20 protein-coding genes are annotated in these 23,777 nt (G+C 38.0%); 10 read left to right on the top strand and 10 right to left on the bottom strand.

Annotated features, from left to right (window positions below; all coding sequences use genetic code 11):
- The first annotated feature begins 27 nt into the window (after nt 1-27).
- From glmU to DK861_RS00965, 6 genes are all read left to right on the top strand, one after another.
- A complete protein-coding gene (gene glmU / locus DK861_RS00990) occupies nt 28-1,401 on the top strand; it encodes a bifunctional UDP-N-acetylglucosamine diphosphorylase/glucosamine-1-phosphate N-acetyltransferase GlmU (protein ID WP_109398999.1) in 1,374 nt (457 codons plus the stop codon).
- A gap of 159 nt (nt 1,402-1,560) precedes the next feature.
- Nucleotides 1,561-3,387 (top strand): glutamine--fructose-6-phosphate transaminase (isomerizing), encoded by a 1,827-nt coding sequence (gene glmS / locus DK861_RS00985; protein ID WP_072065226.1) that lies wholly within the window; start codon nt 1,561-1,563, stop codon nt 3,385-3,387.
- Nucleotides 3,388-3,697: 310 nt separating this feature from the next.
- Nucleotides 3,698-4,774, top strand: a complete 1,077-nt coding sequence (locus tag DK861_RS00980) for a putative 2-aminoethylphosphonate ABC transporter ATP-binding protein (protein WP_006534334.1) — start codon at nt 3,698-3,700, stop codon at nt 4,772-4,774.
- A 12-nt stretch (nt 4,775-4,786) separates the two neighbouring features.
- Entirely contained in the window at nt 4,787-6,478 is a 1,692-nt protein-coding gene (locus DK861_RS00975) for a putative 2-aminoethylphosphonate ABC transporter permease subunit (RefSeq protein WP_006534333.1), read from the top strand.
- 45 nt (nt 6,479-6,523) lie between these two features.
- Nucleotides 6,524-7,534 carry a putative 2-aminoethylphosphonate ABC transporter substrate-binding protein gene (locus DK861_RS00970; RefSeq protein ID WP_204101237.1) on the top strand — a complete coding sequence of 337 codons (1,011 nt, stop codon included), beginning with the start codon at nt 6,524-6,526 and terminating at the stop codon, nt 7,532-7,534.
- Nucleotides 7,535-7,597: 63 nt separating this feature from the next.
- The gene (locus DK861_RS00965; protein WP_109398998.1) at nt 7,598-8,725 is read left to right on the top strand and encodes a TIGR03364 family FAD-dependent oxidoreductase; all 1,128 of its coding nucleotides are present in this window, start codon (nt 7,598-7,600) and stop codon (nt 8,723-8,725) included.
- A 74-nt stretch (nt 8,726-8,799) separates the two neighbouring features.
- Here DK861_RS00965 and DK861_RS00960 read toward each other — a convergent pair whose 3' ends face one another.
- Complete coding sequence (locus tag DK861_RS00960) at nt 8,800-8,955, bottom strand: DUF1240 domain-containing protein (protein WP_109398997.1); 156 nt, start codon at nt 8,953-8,955, stop codon at nt 8,800-8,802.
- A 288-nt stretch (nt 8,956-9,243) separates the two neighbouring features.
- Nucleotides 9,244-10,056, bottom strand: a complete 813-nt coding sequence (gene phnX, locus DK861_RS00955; protein WP_109398996.1) for a phosphonoacetaldehyde hydrolase — start codon at nt 10,054-10,056, stop codon at nt 9,244-9,246.
- An 873-nt stretch (nt 10,057-10,929) separates the two neighbouring features.
- Here phnX and DK861_RS00950 point away from each other — a divergent pair.
- Both DK861_RS00950 and DK861_RS00945 read left to right on the top strand, forming a co-directional pair.
- The gene (locus tag DK861_RS00950; RefSeq protein ID WP_109398995.1) at nt 10,930-12,063 is read left to right on the top strand and encodes a M20 family metallopeptidase; all 1,134 of its coding nucleotides are present in this window, start codon (nt 10,930-10,932) and stop codon (nt 12,061-12,063) included.
- Between the two features lie 9 nt (nt 12,064-12,072).
- A complete protein-coding gene (locus tag DK861_RS00945) occupies nt 12,073-13,479 on the top strand; it encodes an AbgT family transporter (protein WP_109398994.1) in 1,407 nt (468 codons plus the stop codon).
- Nucleotides 13,480-13,586: 107 nt separating this feature from the next.
- Here the strand turns inward: DK861_RS00945 and DK861_RS00940 are convergent, their stop codons facing one another.
- Together DK861_RS00940 and DK861_RS00935 are read right to left on the bottom strand one after the other, a co-directional pair.
- A complete protein-coding gene (locus DK861_RS00940) occupies nt 13,587-14,036 on the bottom strand; it encodes a DUF411 domain-containing protein (RefSeq protein WP_072065222.1) in 450 nt (149 codons plus the stop codon).
- A gap of 256 nt (nt 14,037-14,292) precedes the next feature.
- The gene (locus DK861_RS00935) at nt 14,293-14,700 is read right to left on the bottom strand and encodes a NirD/YgiW/YdeI family stress tolerance protein (protein WP_072065221.1); all 408 of its coding nucleotides are present in this window, start codon (nt 14,698-14,700) and stop codon (nt 14,293-14,295) included.
- A 354-nt stretch (nt 14,701-15,054) separates the two neighbouring features.
- Here DK861_RS00935 and satP point away from each other — a divergent pair, with 354 nt between their 5' ends.
- Nucleotides 15,055-15,618, top strand: a complete 564-nt coding sequence (gene satP, locus DK861_RS00930) for an acetate uptake transporter (protein WP_072065220.1) — start codon at nt 15,055-15,057, stop codon at nt 15,616-15,618.
- Nucleotides 15,619-15,637: 19 nt separating this feature from the next.
- Here satP and DK861_RS00925 read toward each other — a convergent pair whose 3' ends face one another.
- The 3 genes from DK861_RS00925 to DK861_RS00915 all read right to left on the bottom strand — a co-directional run bounded on the left by DK861_RS00925 (nt 15,638) and on the right by DK861_RS00915 (nt 17,933).
- Nucleotides 15,638-16,222, bottom strand: a complete 585-nt coding sequence (locus DK861_RS00925; protein ID WP_109398993.1) for a rhomboid family intramembrane serine protease — start codon at nt 16,220-16,222, stop codon at nt 15,638-15,640.
- An 89-nt stretch (nt 16,223-16,311) separates the two neighbouring features.
- Nucleotides 16,312-17,223, bottom strand: coding sequence for an N-acetylglucosamine kinase (gene nagK / locus DK861_RS00920; RefSeq protein ID WP_109398992.1), 912 nt, complete (start codon nt 17,221-17,223; stop codon nt 16,312-16,314).
- A 158-nt stretch (nt 17,224-17,381) separates the two neighbouring features.
- Nucleotides 17,382-17,933, bottom strand: coding sequence for an NADAR family protein (locus DK861_RS00915; RefSeq protein ID WP_006534319.1), 552 nt, complete (start codon nt 17,931-17,933; stop codon nt 17,382-17,384).
- A gap of 284 nt (nt 17,934-18,217) precedes the next feature.
- On the opposite strand from DK861_RS00915, the gene DK861_RS00910 reads away from it, so the two are divergent.
- Nucleotides 18,218-18,646 (top strand): TOBE domain-containing protein, encoded by a 429-nt coding sequence (locus DK861_RS00910; RefSeq protein ID WP_006534318.1) that lies wholly within the window; start codon nt 18,218-18,220, stop codon nt 18,644-18,646.
- A 116-nt stretch (nt 18,647-18,762) separates the two neighbouring features.
- Here DK861_RS00910 and DK861_RS00905 read toward each other — a convergent pair whose 3' ends face one another.
- The 3 genes from DK861_RS00905 to selA form a co-directional block, all read right to left on the bottom strand.
- Nucleotides 18,763-20,412, bottom strand: coding sequence for an LTA synthase family protein (locus DK861_RS00905; RefSeq protein ID WP_109398991.1), 1,650 nt, complete (start codon nt 20,410-20,412; stop codon nt 18,763-18,765).
- 110 nt (nt 20,413-20,522) lie between these two features.
- The gene (gene selB / locus DK861_RS00900) at nt 20,523-22,385 is read right to left on the bottom strand and encodes a selenocysteine-specific translation elongation factor (RefSeq protein ID WP_109398990.1); all 1,863 of its coding nucleotides are present in this window, start codon (nt 22,383-22,385) and stop codon (nt 20,523-20,525) included.
- Nucleotides 22,382-23,773, bottom strand: a complete 1,392-nt coding sequence (gene selA / locus DK861_RS00895) for an L-seryl-tRNA(Sec) selenium transferase (protein ID WP_109398989.1) — start codon at nt 23,771-23,773, stop codon at nt 22,382-22,384. Before selA ends, selB begins: the two co-directional genes overlap by 4 nt.
- Nucleotides 23,774-23,777 lie beyond the last annotated feature (4 nt).

Raw genomic sequence — 23,777 nt, 5'->3', positions numbered from 1 at the left:
TTCTTTACGGGAGTTATCGGGTTAATTATGTCTAATTCAGCTAAAAGCGTTGTTATTCTTGCTGCGGGAAAAGGCACCCGCATGTATTCACAGTTACCTAAAGTTCTTCATAAACTTGCGGGTAAATCCATGGTTCAACATGTGATTGATACTGCAAAGTCATTAGGTGCTCAACAAACACACCTTGTCTATGGGCATGGTGGTGAACTAATGAAAGATAAATTAGGCTCACAACCTGTTAATTGGGTACTACAAGCAGAGCAACTAGGAACAGGTCACGCAATGCAACAAGCCGCGCCTTTCTTTGCTGATGATGAAGATATCCTGATGCTTTATGGTGATGTTCCACTTATTACCAAAGAAACGTTAGAGCGTTTAATTGACGTCAAACCAGAAGGCGGTATTGGTTTATTAACGGTTATTTTAGATAACCCAACTGGCTATGGTCGTATTGTTCGTGAAAATGGCGAAGTGACAGGCATTATCGAACAAAAAGATGCTTCTGAAGAACAACTCAAAATTACTGAAATCAATACCGGTATTTTAGTCGCCAATGGTGGTGATTTAAAACGTTGGTTAGGTAAACTCGATAATAATAATGCACAAAAAGAGTATTACATTACTGACATTATCGCGTTAGCGCATAAAGAAGGTCGTAAAATTGAAACGGCTCATCCTCGTCGCCATAGTGAAATGGAAGGTGTCAATAACCGTCTACAACTGGCTGCATTAGAGCGTATTTACCAAACCGAACAAGCAGAGCGCTTATTATTAGAAGGTGTTATGTTGCTTGATCCTGCTCGCTTTGATTTACGTGGCACATTAACTCATGGTAAAGATGTGGTGATTGATACCAACGTTATCATTGAAGGTAATGTGACATTGGGAAATAACGTTGAAATTGGTACAGGTTGTGTTCTAAAAAACTGTGTAATTGGTGATAATTCTATTATTAGTCCATATACGGTGATCGAGGATGCAAATTTAGCACAATCGTGTACGGTTGGCCCATTTGCACGCCTTCGCCCAGGTAGTGAATTAGCGGATAAAGCTCACGTTGGTAACTTTGTTGAGATGAAAAAAGCCAGCTTAGGTGTTGGCTCTAAAGCAGGTCATCTGACTTACTTAGGCGATACAGAAGTGGGAGCTAACGTTAATATCGGTGCAGGTACTATCACTTGTAACTACGATGGCGCGAATAAATTCAAAACCATTATTGGTGATGATGTCTTTATTGGTTCAGATACCCAATTAGTGGCACCCGTTACTGTTGCTAATGGTGCAACCATTGGTGCAGGAACAACACTCACTAAAAACGTGAATGAAAATGAATTAGTGATCAGCCGAGTTAAGCAAACTCATATCAGTGGATGGAAACGTCCAGTGAAGAAAAAACAATAATTTTAAGAGAAGGGCGTATATTTAATTAGCGCCCTTTTCTTGTACGCTATTATTCTAAAAACAAAAAATATCCCCACTTTCTACAATGGCTTGGGGAATAAACCAATCAGGTATAAGACATCCAAGTGCGAATAAACGCACAGTTTTAGGAATAACACAATGTGTGGAATAGTAGGTGCAGTTGCACAACGCGATATCGCTGAAATCTTAATTGAAGGCTTACGTCGCTTAGAATACCGCGGTTATGATTCTGCGGGTTTAGCGGTTGTGGATAATGACTGTAAAATGACACGTCTACGTGAAGCTGGCAAAGTACAAATGCTGGCTGAAGAGGCAGAAAAAACACAAGTGATTGGTGGTACAGGTATTGCTCATACACGTTGGGCAACACATGGTGAACCTTGTGAAGATAATGCGCATCCTCATGTATCGGGTACAATTGCGGTTGTACATAATGGCATTATCGAAAACTACCAAGAACTGAAAGCAGAATTAATTAAAAAAGGGTATCAGTTTGCATCTCAAACAGATACCGAAGTGATTGCTCACTTGGTAAACTGGGAACAGCGCCAAGGCGGTACGTTACGTGAAGTTGTACAACGCGTTATTCCTCAATTACGTGGTGCTTACGGTACTGTAATTATGGATAGCCGTACTCCAGAGTTATTAATCGCAGCTCGCTCTGGTAGTCCGCTGGTGGTTGGTCTTGGTGTGGGTGAAAATTTCCTTGCTTCTGACCAATTGGCATTATTGCCAGTGACTCGTCGCTTTATCTACCTTGAAGAAGGGGATATTGTTGAAATCACACGCCGTCATGTTCATATTTTCGATGTGAATGGCAATGAAGTTAATCGTGATACGATTGAATCTAACGTTCAATATGATGCGGGTGATAAAGGCGTTTATCGTCACTACATGCAAAAAGAGATCTACGAACAGCCTCTGGCGATTAAAAATACCCTTGAAGGTCGTTTAAAATCAGATTCGATTGATCTCAGTGAATTAGGCCCTAAAGCTGAAGAGATCTTATCTAAAGTTGAACACATTCAAATAGTAGCTTGTGGAACGTCTTATAATGCGGGGATGGTTTCTCGCTACTGGTTTGAGTCTTTAGCGGGTATTCCTTGTGATGTCGAAATTGCATCAGAATATCGCTACCGTAAACCGGCAACTCGCCGTAATAGCTTATTAATCACATTATCCCAATCAGGTGAAACAGCGGATACATTAGCGGCTCTGCGTTTATCTAAAGAGTTAGGTTATTTATCTTCTTTAGCTATTTGTAATGTGGCTGGCTCTTCTTTGGTTCGTGAGTCTGAATTTGTTTTAATGACTAAAGCTGGCGCTGAAATTGGCGTTGCATCAACCAAAGCATTTACAACACAGTTAACTGTTCTATTAATGCTGGTGGCATATATGGGACGAATTAAAGGTGTTGCAACACTAGAGCACGATGTTTCAACGGCATTACACGCATTACCAAGCCGTATTGAAAGCATGTTATCGAAAGATAAGGTGATTGAAGCGTTAGCTGAAGATTTCTCAGAAAAAAGCCATGCTTTATTCTTAGGTCGTGGCGACCAATACCCAATTGCGGTAGAAGGTGCATTAAAGCTAAAAGAGATCTCTTATATTCATGCAGAAGCTTATGCTGCGGGTGAATTAAAACATGGTCCATTAGCATTAATTGATGCGGATATGCCGGTTATCATTATTGCGCCAAATAACGAATTATTAGAGAAATTAAAATCTAATATCGAAGAAGTACGCGCTCGTGGTGGTTTACTGTATGTGTTTGCTGATCAAGACGCAGGCTTTGAAGAAAACGAAACGATGAAGTTAATTTCTTTACCGCATGTTGAAGAGCTGATCGCACCGATTTTCTATACCGTACCATTACAGTTGTTGTCTTATCATGTTGCCTTAATTAAAGGTACCGACGTAGACCAACCTCGTAACTTAGCTAAATCAGTGACTGTTGAGTAATATTATTTGATAGTCAATTGCTAATGTAGAAGAGTCATTAAAGTCTCATAATAAAATGGTGGCGATAACATTGTTACGCTACCATTTTTAAATCTAACATACTCCAAAATGTCTGTGGAAAAGAATCTGGTAGTTGTTGAACAGAGCAATGAGAACGTATTCATCGTTCAACTCTATATTTGATCTTTGTGATAGATCTACTCGTTATTAGCCACTTAAAAATTTATAAATCAAATTTAAATTTTCATAAAACTTTCATCATTGTCGCTTAATATCTAGTCAATCATCATAATTTGGCGTGGTAAGCGATATGTTACAGTTCACTACAAACTCACAAAATGGCTCAATGCCACATATTCGTGTAGAAAATATTCAAAAAAGATTTAATCAGTTTATTGCTCTAGATGGTGTTTCTTTAGATATTCAACAAGGCGAGTTAGTTTGCCTATTAGGGCCTTCTGGATGTGGCAAAACCACATTATTACGTTGTATTGCCGGATTAGAAACGCAAGATCACGGTAATATCTTTAATTACGATAACAACATCTCACACCTTCCACCACAAGCCCGTGATTATGGGATCTTATTTCAGTCATATGCATTATTTCCTAACCTGACGGTACAGCAGAATATTGCTTATGGTTTAGCAGGTCAGCCTCGTAATGTGATTAAAAATCGCGTTAATGAAATGCTTGAGCTCGTTGGTTTACAAGACCGAAAGAAAAAATACCCAGGAGAATTATCTGGCGGTCAACAACAGCGAGTGGCGCTCGCTCGTGCTTTGGCACCAGCCCCTTCTTTACTCTTACTGGATGAGCCGATGTCGGCATTAGATGCACAAGTGCGTGAACATTTGTGTGTTGAACTACGTAATTTACAGCAAAGCTTAAATATTACTACATTAATGGTCACTCATAATCAAGATGAAGCCATGTTGATGGCCGATAGGATAGCCGTTATGAATAACGGTAAGGTTGAACAGTATGGCAGTAGTGAAGAGATTTACAACCATCCACAAACGCCATTTGTTGCGGAGTTTGTAGGAAAAGGCAACTGGTTACCTTTCAATAGAAATCAGCATGGTGAGGCGATGATTGGCTCACGAGAAGTCCAATTAAAACATGCTGCGATACCTCATAACCAAGGGCGTATCTTTTGTCGACCTGAATCAATTGAAATTAATCCGATACAAAACAAACATAATCAATACGACGCCAATGTACAAAATGTGGTGTTTTTGGGGAGTCGTTGCATTATGAAGTTTGAATTAGACCATTTGCCGGGGCATTTATTACAAGCTGAGGTATCTGCTGCTGAGCTACATCGTATTCAAAACGGTAAAGTGAAAGTGACCTTACCAGCTAACGAACTACACATATTTGCGTAAGGTGGCTAGATAATGTCAGTGATAGTACCTACCAAATCTATTAATCGTTTAGATAGTTTTTTTGTTGCTGGTGGTAAGCTATTTATTATTTGCTTACTTACACTTGGCGTTTTATTGCCTTTATTAGCCATTTTCTGGCGTGGTTTTAGTCCTGATATATCACAAGGCGGTGGTTTTCAGGCTGCAATAAACTTGTTCACTAGTGCTCATTTTCTGTGGTTAGTTGGTAATAGTATTAGCGTTTCGCTAAGTGTTGCTGTTATTACGGTGCCACTGGCTTACCTGTTTGCTTATGCTTTACATCGCACCTTGATCCCCTTCAAATCATGGTGGCGTGGAATATCACTATTACCCTTACTTGCTCCCTCTATGCTACCAGGCATTGCATTGGTCTATCTATTTGGGAATCAAGGGCTATTACGTAGCTTACTTCCAGATAGTATTTATGGCTATTGGGGGTTAGTGTTTGGCGAGGTGATCTACACTTTTCCCCATGCACTTATGATCTTACTCTCCGCGTTATCTATGTCTGATGCTCGTTTATTTGATGCTGCATCTAGCTTGGGCGCTTCTTCTTGGCGCACTTTTCGTAGTGTCACTTGGTCATCGAGCAGACACGGGATCTTCGCTGCACTGTGTTTGGTATTTACGTTAACTATTACTGACTTTGGTATTCCGGTTGTAGTCGGAGGAGATTATCAAGTACTGGCGTTAGAAGCCTATAAAGCAGTACTTGGTCAGCAACAATTTGGTCGCGGTGCCTTAATTGGTATGTTGTTATTATTGCCTGCATTGTTGACCTTCAGTGTCGATGTTTGGTTACGTAAACGCCAACGTGATGCAATGAGTTCGCGCGCTCAACTCTATTTACCAAAAGCTAATTTTCAGCGTGACACGCTTTATCTAATATTTGTGATGCTGATCTGTGCACTATTTTTACTGGTATTTGGTACGGCGGTTTACTCCTCGTTTATTCAGTTCTGGCCTTATAACTTATCGTTTTCGTTACGTCACTATAACTTTGAAGGATTACCCGGTGGTTGGTTAGCTTATACCAACAGTATTATTTTGGCATTTTTCACCGCGACTATCGGCAGTTTGCTGATCTTTATGGGGGCTTACTTAATAGAAAAAACCGCTTCCCACTCTTGGCTTAACAATTTGCTACGTATGCTAAGTTTTGTACCGATGGCCGTTCCTGGGTTGGTGTTGGGATTAGGGTATGTATTTTTCTTTAATTTGCCAAATAATCCACTTAACTTTTTATACGGCAGTATGACGTTATTAGTGTTGTGCTCCATTGCACACTTTTTCACTACCGCCTATATGACGGCAAATACTGCACTGCGCCAGTTAGATAAAGAATTTGAGGCGGCTTCATTATCATTAAAAGCACCTTTATATCGTCACTTTTGGCGGATCACCATTCCTCTTTGCTTACCTGCATTATTAGATATTTATCGTTATCTATTTGTTTCTGCTATGACAACCGTTTCCGCAGCGATCTTCCTTTATAGTCCAGACACTATTTTAGCCGCGGTTGCGGTATTGAATATGGATGATGCAGGCAATATTGGTGGCGCGGCGGCTATGTCGACATTGATTTTAACCACCTCGGCAGGGGTATCGATATTGTTATCTATTGCTTCCAAAGGTGTTATTCGGCGTACACAAGCATGGCATCAGCGTGAAGCTAAGCCATAAATTTAAAGATCCAATACTCTCACATAGCAATACTAGGAAAATCGCATGATGTTAAAAAAACTGATACTTGCCACCAGCTTATTATTCTCTGCGGGGACGGTCTTTGCGGCGACTGAAATTACGGTATACACCGCAATAGAAAGTGAACAATTACAAGCTTATAAACAAGCACTTGAGGCTAAATATCCTGATATAAAAATAAAATGGGTAAGAGATTCAACTGGTATTATCACCGCTAAATTATTAGCAGAAAAAGATCGTCCTCAAGCTGATATTGTGTGGGGATTAGCCGCATCAAGTTTAGCGATATTAAAAGCGCAAAATATGCTTGAGCCTTATGCTCCGGCGCAATTAGATAATATTGATGTGAAATTTCGTGATAGCAATAATCCACCAACTTGGGTTGGTATGGATGTATGGGCGGCAACCATTTGCTACAACACCATAGAAGCAAAAAAATTAGGGTTATCTAAACCTGCTTCTTGGCAAGATCTTACTAAGCCAGAGTACAAGGGCAAAATCGTGATGCCAAATCCGGCATCATCAGGAACTGGATTTTTAGATGTCAGTGCTTGGTTACAACTATTTGGTGAACAAGATGGATGGGCATATATGGATAAGTTGCATCAGAATATTGGTCAATATGTTCATTCTGGCTCTAAGCCCTGCAAAATGGCCGCATCGGGTGAATACCCGATAGGCATATCCTTTGAATATCCGGCGATCCAATTGAAACGACAAGGGGCACCACTGGAAATCATATTACCGCAAGAAGGATTAGGTTGGGATATTGAAGCAACAGCCATCATCAAAGGCACTAATAAGCTAGATGCAGCGCAAAAATTGGCTGATTTCTCCACCACAGAGGAAGCCATGAAACTTTACAGTGCTAATTTTGCCGTATTAGCCAATACCAATGTGCCAGTAAGCCAAACAGAATTACCTAGTGATTATGCCCAACGTTTAATAAAAAATGATTTTATTTGGGCCGCTGAAAAACGCGACACCATCTTAAACGAATGGCGTAAGCGCTATGACGGTAAGAGTGCAAAATAATTATTTTTACTTCATTCATTTATGGATAGGGCGCGGTGCGCTCTATCTTGTTTAGGGTGTCATATGAAATTTGATATTGCTATTATTGGTGCGGGTATTATTGGTTTATCTCATGCGTATGCTGCGGCTCAGCGAGGTTTACGCGTTGCTATTTTTGAGCGTAGTTACACGCCTGTGGGAGCTTCTGTACGTAATTTCGGTCACGGATTAATTTTGGGTCAAGCGCCGGGTAAAATGCTAGATTTAGCGAAAAATAGCCGTGAGATTTGGGCAAATATGGCCAAACAAGCTAAGTTTTTAGCTCGCCAAAAAGGGACTTACCTCTTAGCGCGTACGCAGTCTGAACAAGCTGTTCTTGAAGCCTTTGTCGATGGTCGAGCTAAAACCTATGGCTATGATTGTGAATTACTTTCTAAACCACAATTAGCGACGGTTTATGGTGGACAATTACAACACCATCGCGCGGCGTTACATGGCAAAGAAGATCAGGTGCTGTTTTCACGAGAAGCCATTCCACAGTTGGTGGCTTATCTAGACAGTTTAGCTAATGTGAATAGCTATTTTTCAACATTAGTACGGGATATTGATATTGATACAGGAACATTGATCACCAGCAATGGAACATTTTGTGCAGAGAAAATTGTTGTCTGCTCAGGGCACGATTACCAAACATTGCTGGCTGATGAAATAAAAAAACTTGATCCGATAGTTTGTCGCTTGCAGATGTTGCGAGTGACCCCAGAGCAAAATATGGGATTAGAGCATGCGCTCATGACAGGGTTAAGTTGCACTCACTATGGGGCATTTGCTGATTTACCTGAAGCGCAGGCTTTAGCGAAAGAAATTAAAGCGCAATCACCATTACTTGAGCAGTATGGTATTCATTTATTAATTACCCCGACCCCTTATGGCGATCTTATTATTGGTGATTCACACGAATATAGCTTAGATGCACAGCCTTTTAACAGTGAAGAGGTTGATAACCTCTTGATTGAGTTAGCTGAGCACACATTAGGTTGCTCGATCCAAGTAAAAGAGCGTTGGCAGGGGGTCTATGGGGCAAAAGGAAAAGAGCCGATTTCGATTTTAACGCCGAGTGAAAAAGTCACCGCAGTATTGATGCGCACGGGGTTAGGAATGAGTGTCGGGCCCGGTTTAGGAGAGCAAAACATCCGTCAAATTTTTGATTAGCTCCTTTTGGGGATATAAAGAGATTGTTTGATCCTAACGATCACTTTACGAATCGACGCAAAAAGAGATGTTTATTATTTACACATCTCTTTTGAAATAACATATTCATTTGGTGTAACAGTAGATGACTTATAACATCTATAATAGCCTTTAGAGGTTAAATCGAGACCGATATAAATTGAAAAGAAAAAGCTAAATAATATCCATTTTACAGGTTCTATTTTAACCATAACTAATTTTTACCCACTGAGAAAAATGAACTTGGAAGCTAAGAAAAGTCAGATATAGAAAGAATATTAATATTAATAAAAAACAAAATATAGAAATATAAAAATTTTTGAGTGTTATTTTTATATAAAAGAAAACTTAGAAATTTTCTTATATTTGCTTTAAAAGAAAAAATTATCACAGAAGAGGTCTGTTGTAAGTAAAGCTAGATTTAATGTCAATTGATTTATATTATCTATCTACTAATTACGCCCATTAATCCTTTATTGGGCGTTGGTATTAGATAATAGTTACGGCTTTTGATTATTAGCGAGTCGCTGATTAATATCTTCTATCACCGCGGGTAAATCGGCAACAGTATCAATAATATAATGAGCACCTGCGATACGGAGTTTATTTTCTGCAATGCGCTTACGGCTTTCTATTTCTGCTTGTTCCATTGTTTGGTATTGTTCAAAGGTGGCACCAAACTCATTGCCTGAAACAGATAACCCGACAGTCCACATACCCGCATTTAGCCCTTCGGCAATACCTGTTACCGCATCATCGACTTTAACGCAGTGCGCTACAGACATCACGCCAAGTTCAATCACATTCTTTAATGCCATCCACGGGCCAGGGCGAGAGCCGGCGGCAATTTCATCGCTAGCAACCACACAATCAGGCTGATAACCATATTTAGCGGCTTCGGGCACTAATACATCCATCACGGCTTTAGGATAACCAGAGCAAGAGCCGATTTTAATCCCTTGTGCTTTAATGGTGGTGATTGCCTCAAGTACTCCCTCTATCGGTTTAGCAAAATGTACCACTTGTGCAATTTGTAAAGGCATAAAGGTGTGATAGATATGCTGTGCATCTTCTTCACTTGGCTCGTTACCAAATTGCGCGATCCAGCGAGTGTGAATATTAGGCTGGTTAAGTAACGTACGAATATGATCGATTTTACCCATTCCCATAGGGCCACGAGCTTCTGATAAACTTATTTTAAAGTTAAAGGCTTGAGCAAAAGCATCGACAAAAATTTGAGTGGGTGCAAAAGAGCCAAAATCTACCACGGTACCAGCCCAATCTAAAATCACTGCTTCAACTGATTTATTCATATGTTTAGACCTACTATGTGAAATCACTAAAAATGGCGAAATGGGGAGAACGTAGAACATTCAACCTTAAAAAATGCGTCATTGTGATGTCAATTTTAGAGGGGATTTATGACATAGGTATGTCATAACAATAAATACGATAGTGAAAGTGGGTTAGTTCTCAAAGTCATATACGAAAAAAAGTAAATAAAACTAATATAAAAAACGATATTAAGATCATAATGTAACGAATAAAAAGAGAGTGATTGTTTTTTATTAATCAATAAACTTTATTAGATAAGATAAAATATCTTTTATTATCATGAATATTTTATATTGTATGATAATTTTATTACCGAGTTTTATCGTGTTATTCTTTTTTAAAATAAAATTGATAATAAATATTTTTATTTTAATAAGAGAGCAATTTTTCTTAATTTAGTCTGTTTGAAGGTTATTTTATTGTTTTTATTGTTTTTTTGATAAGAAATAGTTTGGTTTTATTTTTGTTTTTTAGGTTTTATCAAAAAATAAATAAAATTTATTTAAAATAATTCTCTCTAAAAATAAGATAAAACAGTAAAAAGTATTTTATCTTTAACCTCTTTTTTATTTTTTAATGATCACATTATATTTAGATTGTTTTATCTATTCCTATCATGTTACTTCTAGCAGATCTTATTCTATTTAATTAATTGTTATTATGATTTTAAAAAATGGATGCAATAATATTAAATATATGTAAGGTTTAATGTGATGTTATTGATAAATAAATCCACATTTTATTTTAATGCTAATGCTTTTTATCAAGCATTTTATTGCAGTTGATAAAGGCTATCTTGATTTAAATATCTAGCTAAAAAAGACAAATTATAATTACAAGAGGTAAATCAAATGCAAAACACAATTAATTCACAATACGGTGAAATGGTTGATTTTTTGAAAGAATTAGTGAACACAGAAAGTGGCTCTTATGATAAAGAAGGGGTTGATGCAGTCGCTGATCTTTTAATTCAACGTTATGAAAAACTAGGTTTTGTTGTTGAAGTATTTGAAAATGAAAAACTAGGAAATAACTACCGCTTAGTTCATAAAGATGCCACTGATCCGCAAATCTTCATTGCGGCACATTTAGATACCGTCTTCCCTAAAGGAACTGTGGCAGCGCGTCCATTTAGTATCGAAGGTAGTCGTGCTTATGGCCCTGGCGTTATTGATATGAAAGCGAGTCATGTTCTGACTTATTACGCTATTAATGCACTTATGCAATCAGGCAATAATGCTTATAAGAATGTTGAAATTTTTCTAAATTGTGATGAAGAAATTGGCTCAAAAACTTCTCGTGGCCTGATTGAACAGTATGCCAAGAATAAATCTTATGCCTTAGTGATGGAGCCCGCTCGTGCCAATGGAGCGATTGTTAGTGCGCGTCGAGGTGTGGGAACTTATGAACTTTTAATTGAAGGTAAAGCATCTCACTCCGGTATTGCGCCAGAAGCAGGAATTAGTGCCATTCAAGAGCTTTCATACAAAATTCAGGCACTACATGCGCTTTCTCGCCATGATGAAGGTCTTTCTGTCAATGTCGGACTGATTTCTGGTGGTACATCAGTCAATACCGTTGCACCTAATGCTCGTGCTGAGATTGACGTTCGTATTTCAACCGATGAGCAAGGTGTTGAAATTGATAAGCTTGTAAGAGAAGTATGCAGTAAACCTATCTTAGAAGGGATTAAGCTAACACTTAATGGCGGTATCAATCGCCCTCCAATGGTTAAAACACCTGAAAGTGGTGCATTAATTGACATCATCAAAGAGCAAGCCCGTCTGCTTGATTTTGATATTGAAGATATTTCAACTGGTGGTGGTTCTGATGCTTCTTTTACCGCCGGAGTTGGCACGCCAAGTGTAGATGGCTTAGGCCCTATCGGTGGTTATCAACATAGTGATAAAGAGTATCTCGATTTACCGTCATTGACCGAAAGAACGGTGCTATTTGCCAATATTTTAAAGCGCTTGTCTCAATAAGGTGAATGTATGGATAAGAATAAAAAAATAAAATGGGCTATGCCTGATGCTTTTATTATTATTTTTGGCATCGTTATCTTAGCCGCTATTGCGACTTATTTAATCCCTGCAGGAACTTATGAACGTGAAACAGTTAATGGGCTAAATCGTGTTGTACCAGGTAGTTTTGGTTATGTTGATCAAAATCCAGCCTCATTAATGGATATTTTCTATGCTATCCCTGTGGGATTAAAGCAGTCAGCAAGTATTATTTTTCTGATCTTTATGATTGGTGGTGCGATTGCTATTTATGATAGAACACGCGCTATTGATTCAGGGATTAATGCATTAATTGTCAAAACAAAAGGTAATTACCAAGCGCTGATTATTACCGTTGCATTTATATTTGGGATGCTTTCATCATTAGGATTGGCCGCAAACGCAGTTATTGCTTTTATTCCAATAGGAATAGCCCTTTCGCGTTCGATGAAATTAGATGCCATAACGGGGGTTGCTGTTGTTTACCTCGGATATTATGCAGGAAATGCTGTCGGCGTTTTAGATCCTACTATTTTAGGTACAGCACAAACGTTAGCTGAAGTACCTTTATTTTCAGGTGTAATTTTTAGAATTGTATTATTCTCAGTTCTGATTATGGTCACTATTGCTTATATTGTTTGGTATGCAAGACGTATCGCTAATAATCCAACCAAAAGCTATATGTATGGACTAGCAACTGATGATCCTGATTATGATGCCCATAAAGATCAAACAATGGACGGCAATTTCTCTTTAATGCAGAAATTGAGTCTAGTGGTTTTTATTGCATTTATTGGATTATTTTTATACGGAGCATTTGAATATAAGTGGGGAATTGAGCACTTATCTGCCATCTTTATTATGATGAGTATTGTCGTTGCTGCGATGTTTAAAATTGCGCCTAATGACTACATTAAAACCTTTATGAAGGGTGCTCAATCCTTAGTTTATGGTGCATTAGTCGTCGGTATTGCAAGAGCCGTGATTGTTATTTTAGATGAAGGACGTGTGCTGGATTCTATTGTTCAAGCCACATTAGTTCCATTACAGCAAACTTCTCATTTTTGGGGAGCTCAGTTACTTTATTTCTTTAATTTATTATTCAATTTATTAGTAACATCAGGAACTGGACAAGCTTCTATTGTGATGCCAATCATGGTACCTATCTTAGATATCTTGGATCTAACTCGCCAAACAGGTGTTTTGATCCTTAAATTAGGTGATGGATTTACTAACATTATTACACCAACATCTGGCGTATTAATGGCAGTATTGGCGGTAGGTAAAGTGCCTTGGACTCGTTGGGTTAAATTTGTTTTTCCTATTTTAATGATTTGGGTAGTGATAGGTATGGCTGCGATTGGTATTGCAACAGCAATTAATTATGGTCCAGTCTGATTTATAAGATAATCATAAAACCACCTGTAAAATGGGTGGTTTTATGTGTCTGGCTAAAGCCTTAATAAAACGCTGTCTGTAAACTGAATATAGGCAGAGGAAAATAGCTAGTTGTAAGACTTAAATAGAGATTGGTTACCTGATTTATCAAAGGCGATAACTTGGTAAGGCTCTTTGTAATCCCCCGCATACATACCTAAACTTCCCGCAGGCATTCCTGCTACCGCAATACCGGATTTAGATTTATTCACTAAGTCAATATTTTTTAAGCTATCAACAGGGATATGTCCGACTAAATCTTTACCTTGATAAGTCGCAAAGTGGCAACTTAATAAATTATTTGGTACACCTGCTTGTTGATATTTTTTCATTAATTGTGTTTCTGAAACAATATTCACTTTGACGTTAAAGCCAGCTTCTTTCACACCATCAGCCCATAAAGTACAGCATCCGCAACTTTCTGTTTTATATACCTCAACAACATTATGATTAGAAGCATACGCTGTACTTGTAAAAGCAGAGATTGCAATGATAGAAGGCAGTAATAATTTTTTCATTGTTCATTCCTTTCATTAAGTTGATAGGCGAAACAATAATCTTTCCCCCTACGGGAAGGTCAATTTAATAAAGGTATAAACACGTAGAGTTTTGTAAAAGAATATTTATAGAAAACAAAGGTATAAAGAATACTTTGTGTATCTTTCTTTATGTTTTTATAGAGGATATTACTGGATATAAAAAGAAAAATAAAAAGCTAATATATTGAAATATATTAGCTTTTTAAATAATCAGGATGTTTAATGTAAAGATAAATTATTTGATAATGGTAATTTGTTTTACATCGATCTCAGTACTTGTCCACTCTTTATCAACTTTACCTTCAATTCTGACGGTATTATCTGGGGTGACTGTCTGTCCACGCCATCTTTTATTATCAATATCTACATTGATACCACCGGTGCTATCTTCAAAAACATACAGCTCATCACCAATTTTTTTGGTAATTTTGCCCGTTAAGATAACCCAAGTATCATCAGAAAGATCTTTGGCTTTTACAACGGTGGTTTCGCTAATTGAAGGGCCTTTAAATCCCCCTTGATCTGCACTTGATTGGATAGTGCCTTGAGGAGAAACAAAGCCACCATTATTATGAGAGGTTGTATTGGCTTGAGATGCAAAAGCCAACGTACTACCAATTAATAATACTAGAATTTTTTTCATAACAAACTCACTTATAGGTTAATAATTCAACTAATTAATGTATTAGATTTTATTTCACTTTAATGTATAAAACCGCATATTAAGGTAAATTTCAGTATTAATATATCAACTGATTGATATTACTCTTAAAATTATAGTTCTTTATTTTTCTTTGTGTTTTTTATTGATATAAGCATCTATCACTAAATACTTCTTTTCTCTAAGTTAAATCCACTGGTTATTTCCCATTAGGATCAGTGTAGGCTGTTATTCAAAAATATACCCTGCAAGATCATTGTTTTTAGATGTATTACCTCTTATCATCCAGCGCCTTCAAATTTTTTTTAATTTTCCCCTATTATTTTTAGAGGTTTTATGACTAACGAACGCATTGCCAATCCGGGTCCATTAGGTTTAATGGGTTTTGGTATGACAACGATTTTGTTGAATATACATAATGCTGGTTTTTTCCCAGTAGTCTCCGTCATTATGAGTATGGGAATTTTTTATGGTGGGATCGCTCAAGTTATTGCTGGTATTTTTGAGTTCAAAAAAGGCAATACTTTTGGTGCAACCGCATTTACCTCTTATGGTTTCTTTTGGGTAACATTGGTAGGAATTTGGTTATTACCCGTGATGGGCTTAAGTGAGCCAACAACACCTCTCTTTTTGGGCGTATTTTTAGCGCTATGGGGAATTTTTACCTTTTTCATGTTTATTGGCACCTTAAAAGCTAATCGAGCACTCCAATTTGTTTTTTTAAGCCTGACAATTTTATTTGCTTTGCTGGCAATCGGAAATATCACAGGTAATGCTCTAATTTTAAAAATTGCAGGTTTTGAAGGTATTATTTGTGGTGCCAGCGCTTTTTATCTGGCAATGGCTGAAGTATTAAATGAGATGTATGGCAGAACAATACTGCCAATTGGTCATAAATAATCGTTTTATAGAGAAGTGGCTATTTAGCCACTTCTACTACTTGGCTTTTACGACGAATTAGCTTTCTTGCGCACCATGCATAAAGTAATCCTGCAACCACACCTGCAATATGTGACTCAGTCGATACACCTAATTGGCCTGGAATTAACCCATAGGCCATTGATCCATAATAAAATAAAACGAAAAGGGCAATGACAATATCGATAATTTTACGTCGAGTAAAAGCGTGAGCAATCAATAAAGACCATAATCCAAAGATCCATCCACTTGCACCAACGTGAATAGCACTTCGTCCAAAAATCCAAACTAATAAACCACTTACGATAATAATAAATATGCTGGATAACACATATTCTCGTAGAGATTGTGTCATAGATAAAAAGCTAAGAATAAGAAATGGGAGTAGATTACTAAATAGATGAGACCAAGATCCATGGATGAAAGGCGCGATAAAAATACCCATTAAACCTTCACCCGTTCTTGGAATAATACCCCATTGAAGAAGAGATATGGAAAAGAGTGAGTTAATAAGTTGAAGTAAGACTAATATGATAGTTAACCCGCCAAGAAAGGAGAGTCTTTTTTTAAACCAAACTTTATCCATAATGGTAGCCTTAATAATGTGATGACGCTGATAAAACGCTATAAATAGAAGAGCCCTTAATAAAAAAGAAGAAGGCTCTTTTTTATTTATCAGTCTAATAAATTAAGGCAAGCAGCTCCACGAGCGCCACCTGCATCACCATGACGAGCTTTTTCTATTAATGGAATTTGTGCATTTCCGTAAACACAGTGTGAGAGATATTCAGGTAATAGCTCATACAGTGCGTTAAATTGTGATAGTCCACCACCAATAACAACTAAATGAGGGTCAAGTACCGTAAGAATATTGCTAAGGTAAATCGCAAGTACTTTCATATAGCGATCGACATGCTCTTGAGTCTTTTTATCGCCCGCATAATATTGCTCAACAATATCAACCGCTCTTTGTGGTGCATCATTGAAGGCTTTATACATACGTTCAAAACCACGGCCTGATAAATAGGTTTCAAAACAGGCTTTTTTACCACAACCACAAATAATTTTTGGCATCGTTTCGCCGATCACGTTATCTGCATCCACATTCAGATTCATATGACCGATTTCCCCAGCAATCCCATTCTTGCCAGACAAGACTTTACCATCAATAACAAAACCACCACCCACGCCAGTTCCTAATATGAGACCTAGTACAGAAGGGTAATGACGAAATTCAGGATCCCAAGCTTCCGATAAGGCAAAACAGTTAGCATCATTTTCAACTTTAACGGGTCTATTGAGTATATGCGAGAGATCGTGAACCATAGGCTTATATTTAGCTGCTGGAACATTAGTAGTAAATACGGTTCCTTCTTTAGCATTCACAATACCAGGAATACCAACCCCCACCTTTCCCTTATAACCTAATTCATTGTCAGCTTCTAAAGTCAGTTCTTTAAAAACATTCAATAATGCTTGATAGTCGTTTTTAGGTGTTGGAACACGCTTCTGCCATACTTGAGTGAGATCTTTATCAAAAACGGCAAGCTCAATTTTGGTGCCGCCCATATCAAAACCATAATACATATCAGTCTCTTAATTATTCTGTAAATATTATTTATAGCAACGACAAGGTTGTCGTTACGTGGTCATTTCTATTTCAGTCAATACTTAAGTTATCTCTACTGCTTATATACACTAGGTTAAAGAAGAACAGTGATTGGTGACAGTTGAGTTTTCTTTATCTATTGATGACTACTTTCAATCAAAATACTACGTACTTTCATTAGAGCAAAACCTAATAAATTTAATCCTTTCCAAAGAAGGGGATTGTTAATCTCGTTGTCTTGCTCACTTAAACCGACCCCCCATATTTTATCAACAGGGCTTGCTTCAACAAGCACTCGATTGCCTGTTGAAATCAGAAAGTTACCGAGTTCTTTATTTTGGGAAAACTTAGCGATATTGGCACGAATAACAATATCCATACGGTGTTGCTCCCAAATATCTTGATCAAATCCTTTTACTTCTCTGCCTAATGCTTTTGCTGAGCCTGGATTAGATGCAGTAATAATGCGCTTTCTGACGTCTATATCATTAAATAGCTTCGCTTTTTCAGCCATCATATAGTGCTCAGCGCTGGCATAACGCACATCATCTAATATAAAAGGTGCTGGATACCATTGGCTAAAGCAACTTTTTGTGATGTCATTACCTTTACTTTGGTGTCCCCAAAAGTAGATGTACTTTATTTTCTTTCCTGCACGAAATTCTTTTTTTAATTGTTCTAAATCCATCTTTTTTCCCATTATGTTGAATATTCCTAATTCACATAATAAAGATAGCATAGAAGTAAAGAAGGATTGAGTGCCTTTTTGCGATTCTGTGAGTAGGTGAAGCGATTCCGCTATTTTGATTTATTCTTATTAAATTTATCTTAATTTGATTGGCTTTTTTTAATAACAAATAAACTTTAATCTATGATCTAAGAATAATTTATTTAATGATATTTATGCTAAGGTTATCCTAATAGCTTGATAGTATTATTAATATAATTTCTCATCAATGATAGGGTGGATAAATGAAAGTTTCAGCACGCAATCAGTTAGTCGGTAAAGTTGTTGATATTATTGAAGGTGCCGTTAATAGCGAAGTGATTTTATCTTTAGCACACGGTGAGAAACTAGCGACAATCATCACCAAAGAAAGTTGTGAAAGCTTAAATATTAAAAAAGATGGTGAAGCTATTGCCATTATTAAAGCGCCGTGGGTTGTATTAGCACTGCCTGATTGCGGTTTAAATTTCTCTGCGCGTAACCAATTTGCAGGAAAAGTGACTCAAATCGTACAAGGTGCGGTGAACTCTACTGTTCATTTAGAAACGGCGAAAGGTTTAGCACTGACTGCGGTTATTACCAATGAAAGCTTACAAGAAATGAAATTGGCAAAAGGCAGTGATGTTTTAGCATTAGTAAAAGCATCAAGTGTGATTGTGGCAACACGCAAATAATTGTACGTTTGTTTCTTGAAATAAAAAAGAGGCTAAATAGTTAGCCTCTTTCTTTTTGATATTACTTATCTTTTTGGATTTATCATCCCGATCATCGTTTATTCAAGTAATAATAATTAATTATCTGTATTGCCTGCAATTTTCAGTTTGTCATAGATATAATTTTTATAACTGTTAACTAATTTCTCATCTTCACAGTCATTTAATTTACCTTCACATAAGTGGCGCATTTGAATATTTGCTTTGTAGAAAGGAGATAATGGCAAACGAGCGCGCTCTAAGATCATGCCACCTAAGAAGCTAATATCAGTTAATTCACCCGTTGTTATTGGTGCACCTTGCGATAGGTTATCTCTTAAGGCGAACTGAGTAATATATGCAGGGTTATTAAAAGGTGACTGATAATTTTTGAGCTCAATATTGGGTTGATGATCACCAAAATAGAGGAACATCGTCGGTTTTTCTCTTTGGGCGACAAAATTAGAGAAATCTTTAATTGCCGGATCACTGGTGATGATTTTTTCCATATAGTGGCTAAATTTGCCTGGTGCATTACTGCTTTCTGTATGGCCTGTAATTTGGTACATATCTCTGTGTGATTCATCATAAGGGCCATGCTCATACATGGTTAATGAGAATATAAACAATGGCTTGTCAGTACGCTTTTTTAGTACCTCTTCAACGTAACCCAGCATATCTGCCGTCGATATTTTCCAGAGGTTTTCTTCTAATGTTCCCGGATAACCCAGCTCTTGAGGTTGAATGATTTCATCAATTCCCATTTTTTCATAAGCGTAACCGGCATGGTAAGCACTACGATTAAATGGAGTCAGTAAAACGGTGTAATAACCTTCGGCTTTTAGTTGACGGAATAAACTCTCATTAAGATTATCGACAACAAAATAGAATACCGAGTTTTTACGTGCACCAAAATCATCCGTATTTAACCCTGTTAATACAGAAAATTCAGAAAGCCAAGTACCACCACCAAAGGTTTGTACACGTAAAGGGCTTTGTGCACTGACACCTTCATCTTTTTGAAACATAAATAAATCAGGCAGTGTAACATCGGTATCAAATTGATAAATATCAGGATTAACCGTCGATTCTTGTAATAAAACGACAATATCAGGTTTTATGTCTGTCTGTGTTTCAGGCAATACGGTTTTGTTCGCTTGTTCCAGAAAGTAATCCGCATTTTCATTGAAATAAGGAGGATGGTACGCCGTTTGGTAGCCAGACATGATTAAATTAGTCACAGTACCTCGTCCTCCTGGAAGTGTACCCTCCCATTCAGCTTGCCACTTTTCTACGGTGAAATGGATTGTAGTAAATCCAATGGCCATTAAAAGTAAGCCACTGATACGCAAGCTTGGGCGTGATTTTTGGGAAAAATGCCAAGCAATAGACATATTGATAAGAAGCCATATTAGCATCGCAATCAATGCAACACCGGCTTCCCAATAATGGCCTAATGTCCCTAAATTAGAGCTATCAAAAGCCAAATCAAAGTCAGAGAACATTAATGTTTCTTTGTAATAATGGACTTTGAGTTGATTAATAAACTTAGTTATAACGAAGAGGGTGCCAGTGGTAATAGCTGAAAATAAGATACGAGCTGATAAAATAAAGCAAAGAGAAAAAAGAATAAAATAAGCACCGACTGAAATAAGTGCAGTATAAATAAACGTTGCTTTCTCAAAAACAATAAAAAATGAGGCAATAAGAATAAGTGCAAGATAAGCACTTCCTAAATATTTTTTCATATCTCTTCCGAGTATAGCTATAAAGAATAAAGGGGATATTTTACAAAAATTGTAGGCGATAATCTTAAATAGGCTAAATAACTTTATTTAGCCTAAGTTAACATCTGTTTTTAGAATAAACCTTTGTCTCGTAAAATATGAAGATCTTTTTTACGACGAGTAAAACCAGTACGGTCAAAATACTCTAAGATTTGTACTGCTAACTTACGCCCAACAGATAACTCATCACGAAAGTCCGCGGCAGTGACACTACCATTACTCTCATTATATTTCACAATGATAGATGCAAATTTTTCCATTGATTGGTGTGTATAGTAGCGGTCGGCAATAATTGGAATAATTAAACCTAATTGTGCCGCTTTACGTAATAATGAGCGGATCACTTTCTCATCATTTTTCATTTCATTGGCGAGATCACGCACCCACCAAGGTTCAGATTGCTCAAAATAGAGTTTAGCATGTTGCCATAGCGCATCTTGTTCTGGTGAAAAAGCAAGACCATGGGTGGGGAGGTGAAGCCAACCGCGACTTTGACTAATTGCACCCTCTTTTCGTAACTGATCAATTAGGTGATAAACCAATTCATCATGATAAGTAGGTAGTGCCATCCGTTTTAAACGAGAACGACCCACACCCATTTGATCATTATGTTGTTGGTGATATTCCTCAAGTGTATCGAGTAATTTCTGTTTCGCTTTATCCGCATTTTCTTTAGAAAGAATAACGCCAGCAACGTTAATTAGGTCAAATGTTTCTAGTAGCTGAGTGAGTGCATTTTCAGTTAATTGCTGAGCCCAAGCAAACTGATTTAGAGATAATTCACCTTTTGGTAAACATAACGCTAACTTGGCGCTGACACTATCAGCATTATCAATTTGATGTAGCCAAGATAAGAACTCACTTTGTCGTTTGCCTCTACGTGGCGAATGCAAATGTAAGACTTTCGCTGCGGCTAAGGTGCGTTGAGCACTGATATCACGCAAGATAAGCCTGTCGTTATCCACCAGCCAAAGGGGTTCATCAAGAATAAGCTCTGCTAACTGTGGTGTTTCATTCGCATCATTTAAGAGCGCAACACGGCCTGTAATATGGCGAGTACCGTGATGAATATGTACTGGCTGCCAATGCTTTAAAGGTTCATCAGCGATTAAACTGACTAAGACTTTATGGGCTTGGTAGTTAGGCTCTTGAGAGAGTAACCAATCGCCACGAGAGACATTATCTTTACTGACATCTCCAGTGATATTAATGGCAATACGATGACCGGCTCCAGCTTTTTCTACTGGTTGATTTTGTGCGTGTAACGCTCTGATCCTTACTGGTTTATCCGCACCTGTTAGCCAAAAAGTATCACCAATGGCTATTTGTCCAGCGAGGGCGGTACCCGTCACGACTAATCCCGCCCCTTTAATACTAAAAACACGGTCTATCGCTAAGCGAAAGCGTTTATGCCATTGGGGGTGTTGTTGTTCTTGTTGATGAAGGTTAACAAGATAGTCACGAAGCGCAGGGATCCCTTCGCCAGAAGGTGCTGAGGTGACAAAAACATCAGGTTGTTGCCAGCCTAAGTTGGCCAATACATCCGTTGTTTGTGAACGAACTTCTTTAATTCGTTCAGGCGTAACACGATCTGCTTTAGTGAGAATAACGGTGACTTGAGGACAGCCAGCAAGGCGTAAAATAGAAATATGCTCAATGGTTTGGGCCATAACACCATCGTCACAAGCGACAATTAACAGTGCATGAGAGATCCCACCAACACCCGCAAGCATATTGGAAAGAAATTTTTCATGACCGGGCACATCGACAAAACCAATAGACGTCCCATCATCTTGACGCCAATAGGCATAACCTAAATCAATGGTCATGCCTCGTTTTTTCTCTTCAGGTAGATGGGTAGTATCTACCCCAGTAATAGCCTGTATCAGTGTGGTTTTTCCGTGGTCTACGTGACCTGCCGTTGCAAAAATCATAGTAAAAGTGCCTGTATTAATGCATTTTCATCCTCAAGACAGCGCAGATCGAGCCACAGACGACCATCAGTAATTCGACCAATAATCGGCTTTTCTAAATTACGCCAATGGGTAGCTAACGCATCTAACTGGCTACCTTTTCCATCTTTGGCTTCAAAGGTAAGTGCTGCACTCGGTAAACTTTCAATAGGTAATGAACCACTGCCTATTTGAGAAGCGCATGAGGATATCGTGATATGGTAATTTTCTCCATAATATGCCTGAAAATGAGGCAATAACCGTTGCGCCATGTCATTAATTTCTGTTTGTGTCCGAGTTAACAAACGTAATGTTGGAATTTCAACAGCCATTTTTTCAGGTTGCTGATAAAGACGTAATGTGGCACCTAATGCCGCTAATGTCATTTTATCAACACGTAATGCGCGCTTTAAAGGATGGCGCTGAATAGCTTCAATCCATGTTTTTTTGCCTAAGATTATGCCCGCCTGAGGGCCACCTAATAATTTATCACCAGAGAAGGTAACAAGATCGATACCTTGCTGTAGATAATCTTGAGGCATCGGCTCTGAAGGTAAACCCAAGGCGGCTAAATTAGTCATTGAGCCACTGCCTAAATCGATAGCGGTAGGTAAGTTCATCTCTTTACCAAGTGCGGCAAGTTCGTCGCCATGTACTTCTGCTGTAAAGCCTTGAATACAATAGTTGCTAGTATGAACTTTCATTAACAAACCGGTATTCTCATTAATGGCGTTACGATAATCTTTAAGGTGAGTGCGGTTTGTTGTTCCTACTTCTTTGAGTGTACAGCCTGCCTGAGTCATCACATCAGGGATACGAAAAGCGCCGCCAATTTCCACTAATTCACCACGAGAAACCACGACTTCTTTATTGGGCGCAACCGTTGCGAGCATCAGCAAAACAGCAGCTGCGTTGTTATTAACAATACAGGCATCTTCAGCGCCTGTTAATTCACATAACAAATCAGCGATAGCGCGATCACGGTGTCCTCTTGAAGCACCATCAAGAGAATACTCTAAGGTTGCCGCTGAGCGCATAACTTGGCTAACCGCTTCAATGGCGGACTCGGCCATTAATGCTCGGCCTAGATTGGTGTGTAAAACCGTTCCTGTTAAATTGAAAACAGGTTTAATTGACGATTTTCGTTGTAATGTAATGCGATTTTGTAATTCATTCGCCCACTGGTTATGCCATGCAGGCAGGTCATTATCTTGGCGAATAATGATACGCGCTTCTTCTTGTAACTTTCGTAAATGCTCAGTAATAAATGTCTGACCATAAGAAGCAACTAAAGCCTGAATTTCTTCTTGATGCAGTAACTTATCAATGGACGGAAGCTGGCTATAAAGTGAGCGCGTATTATTTGTCATGCTA

The organism is Proteus sp. TJ1640 (assembly GCF_003144445.1).
Lineage (GTDB): Bacteria > Pseudomonadota > Gammaproteobacteria > Enterobacterales > Enterobacteriaceae > Proteus > Proteus penneri.
Note: the sequence above shows the minus strand (reverse complement) of the source record. Positions and strands in the feature narration are given on the sequence as shown.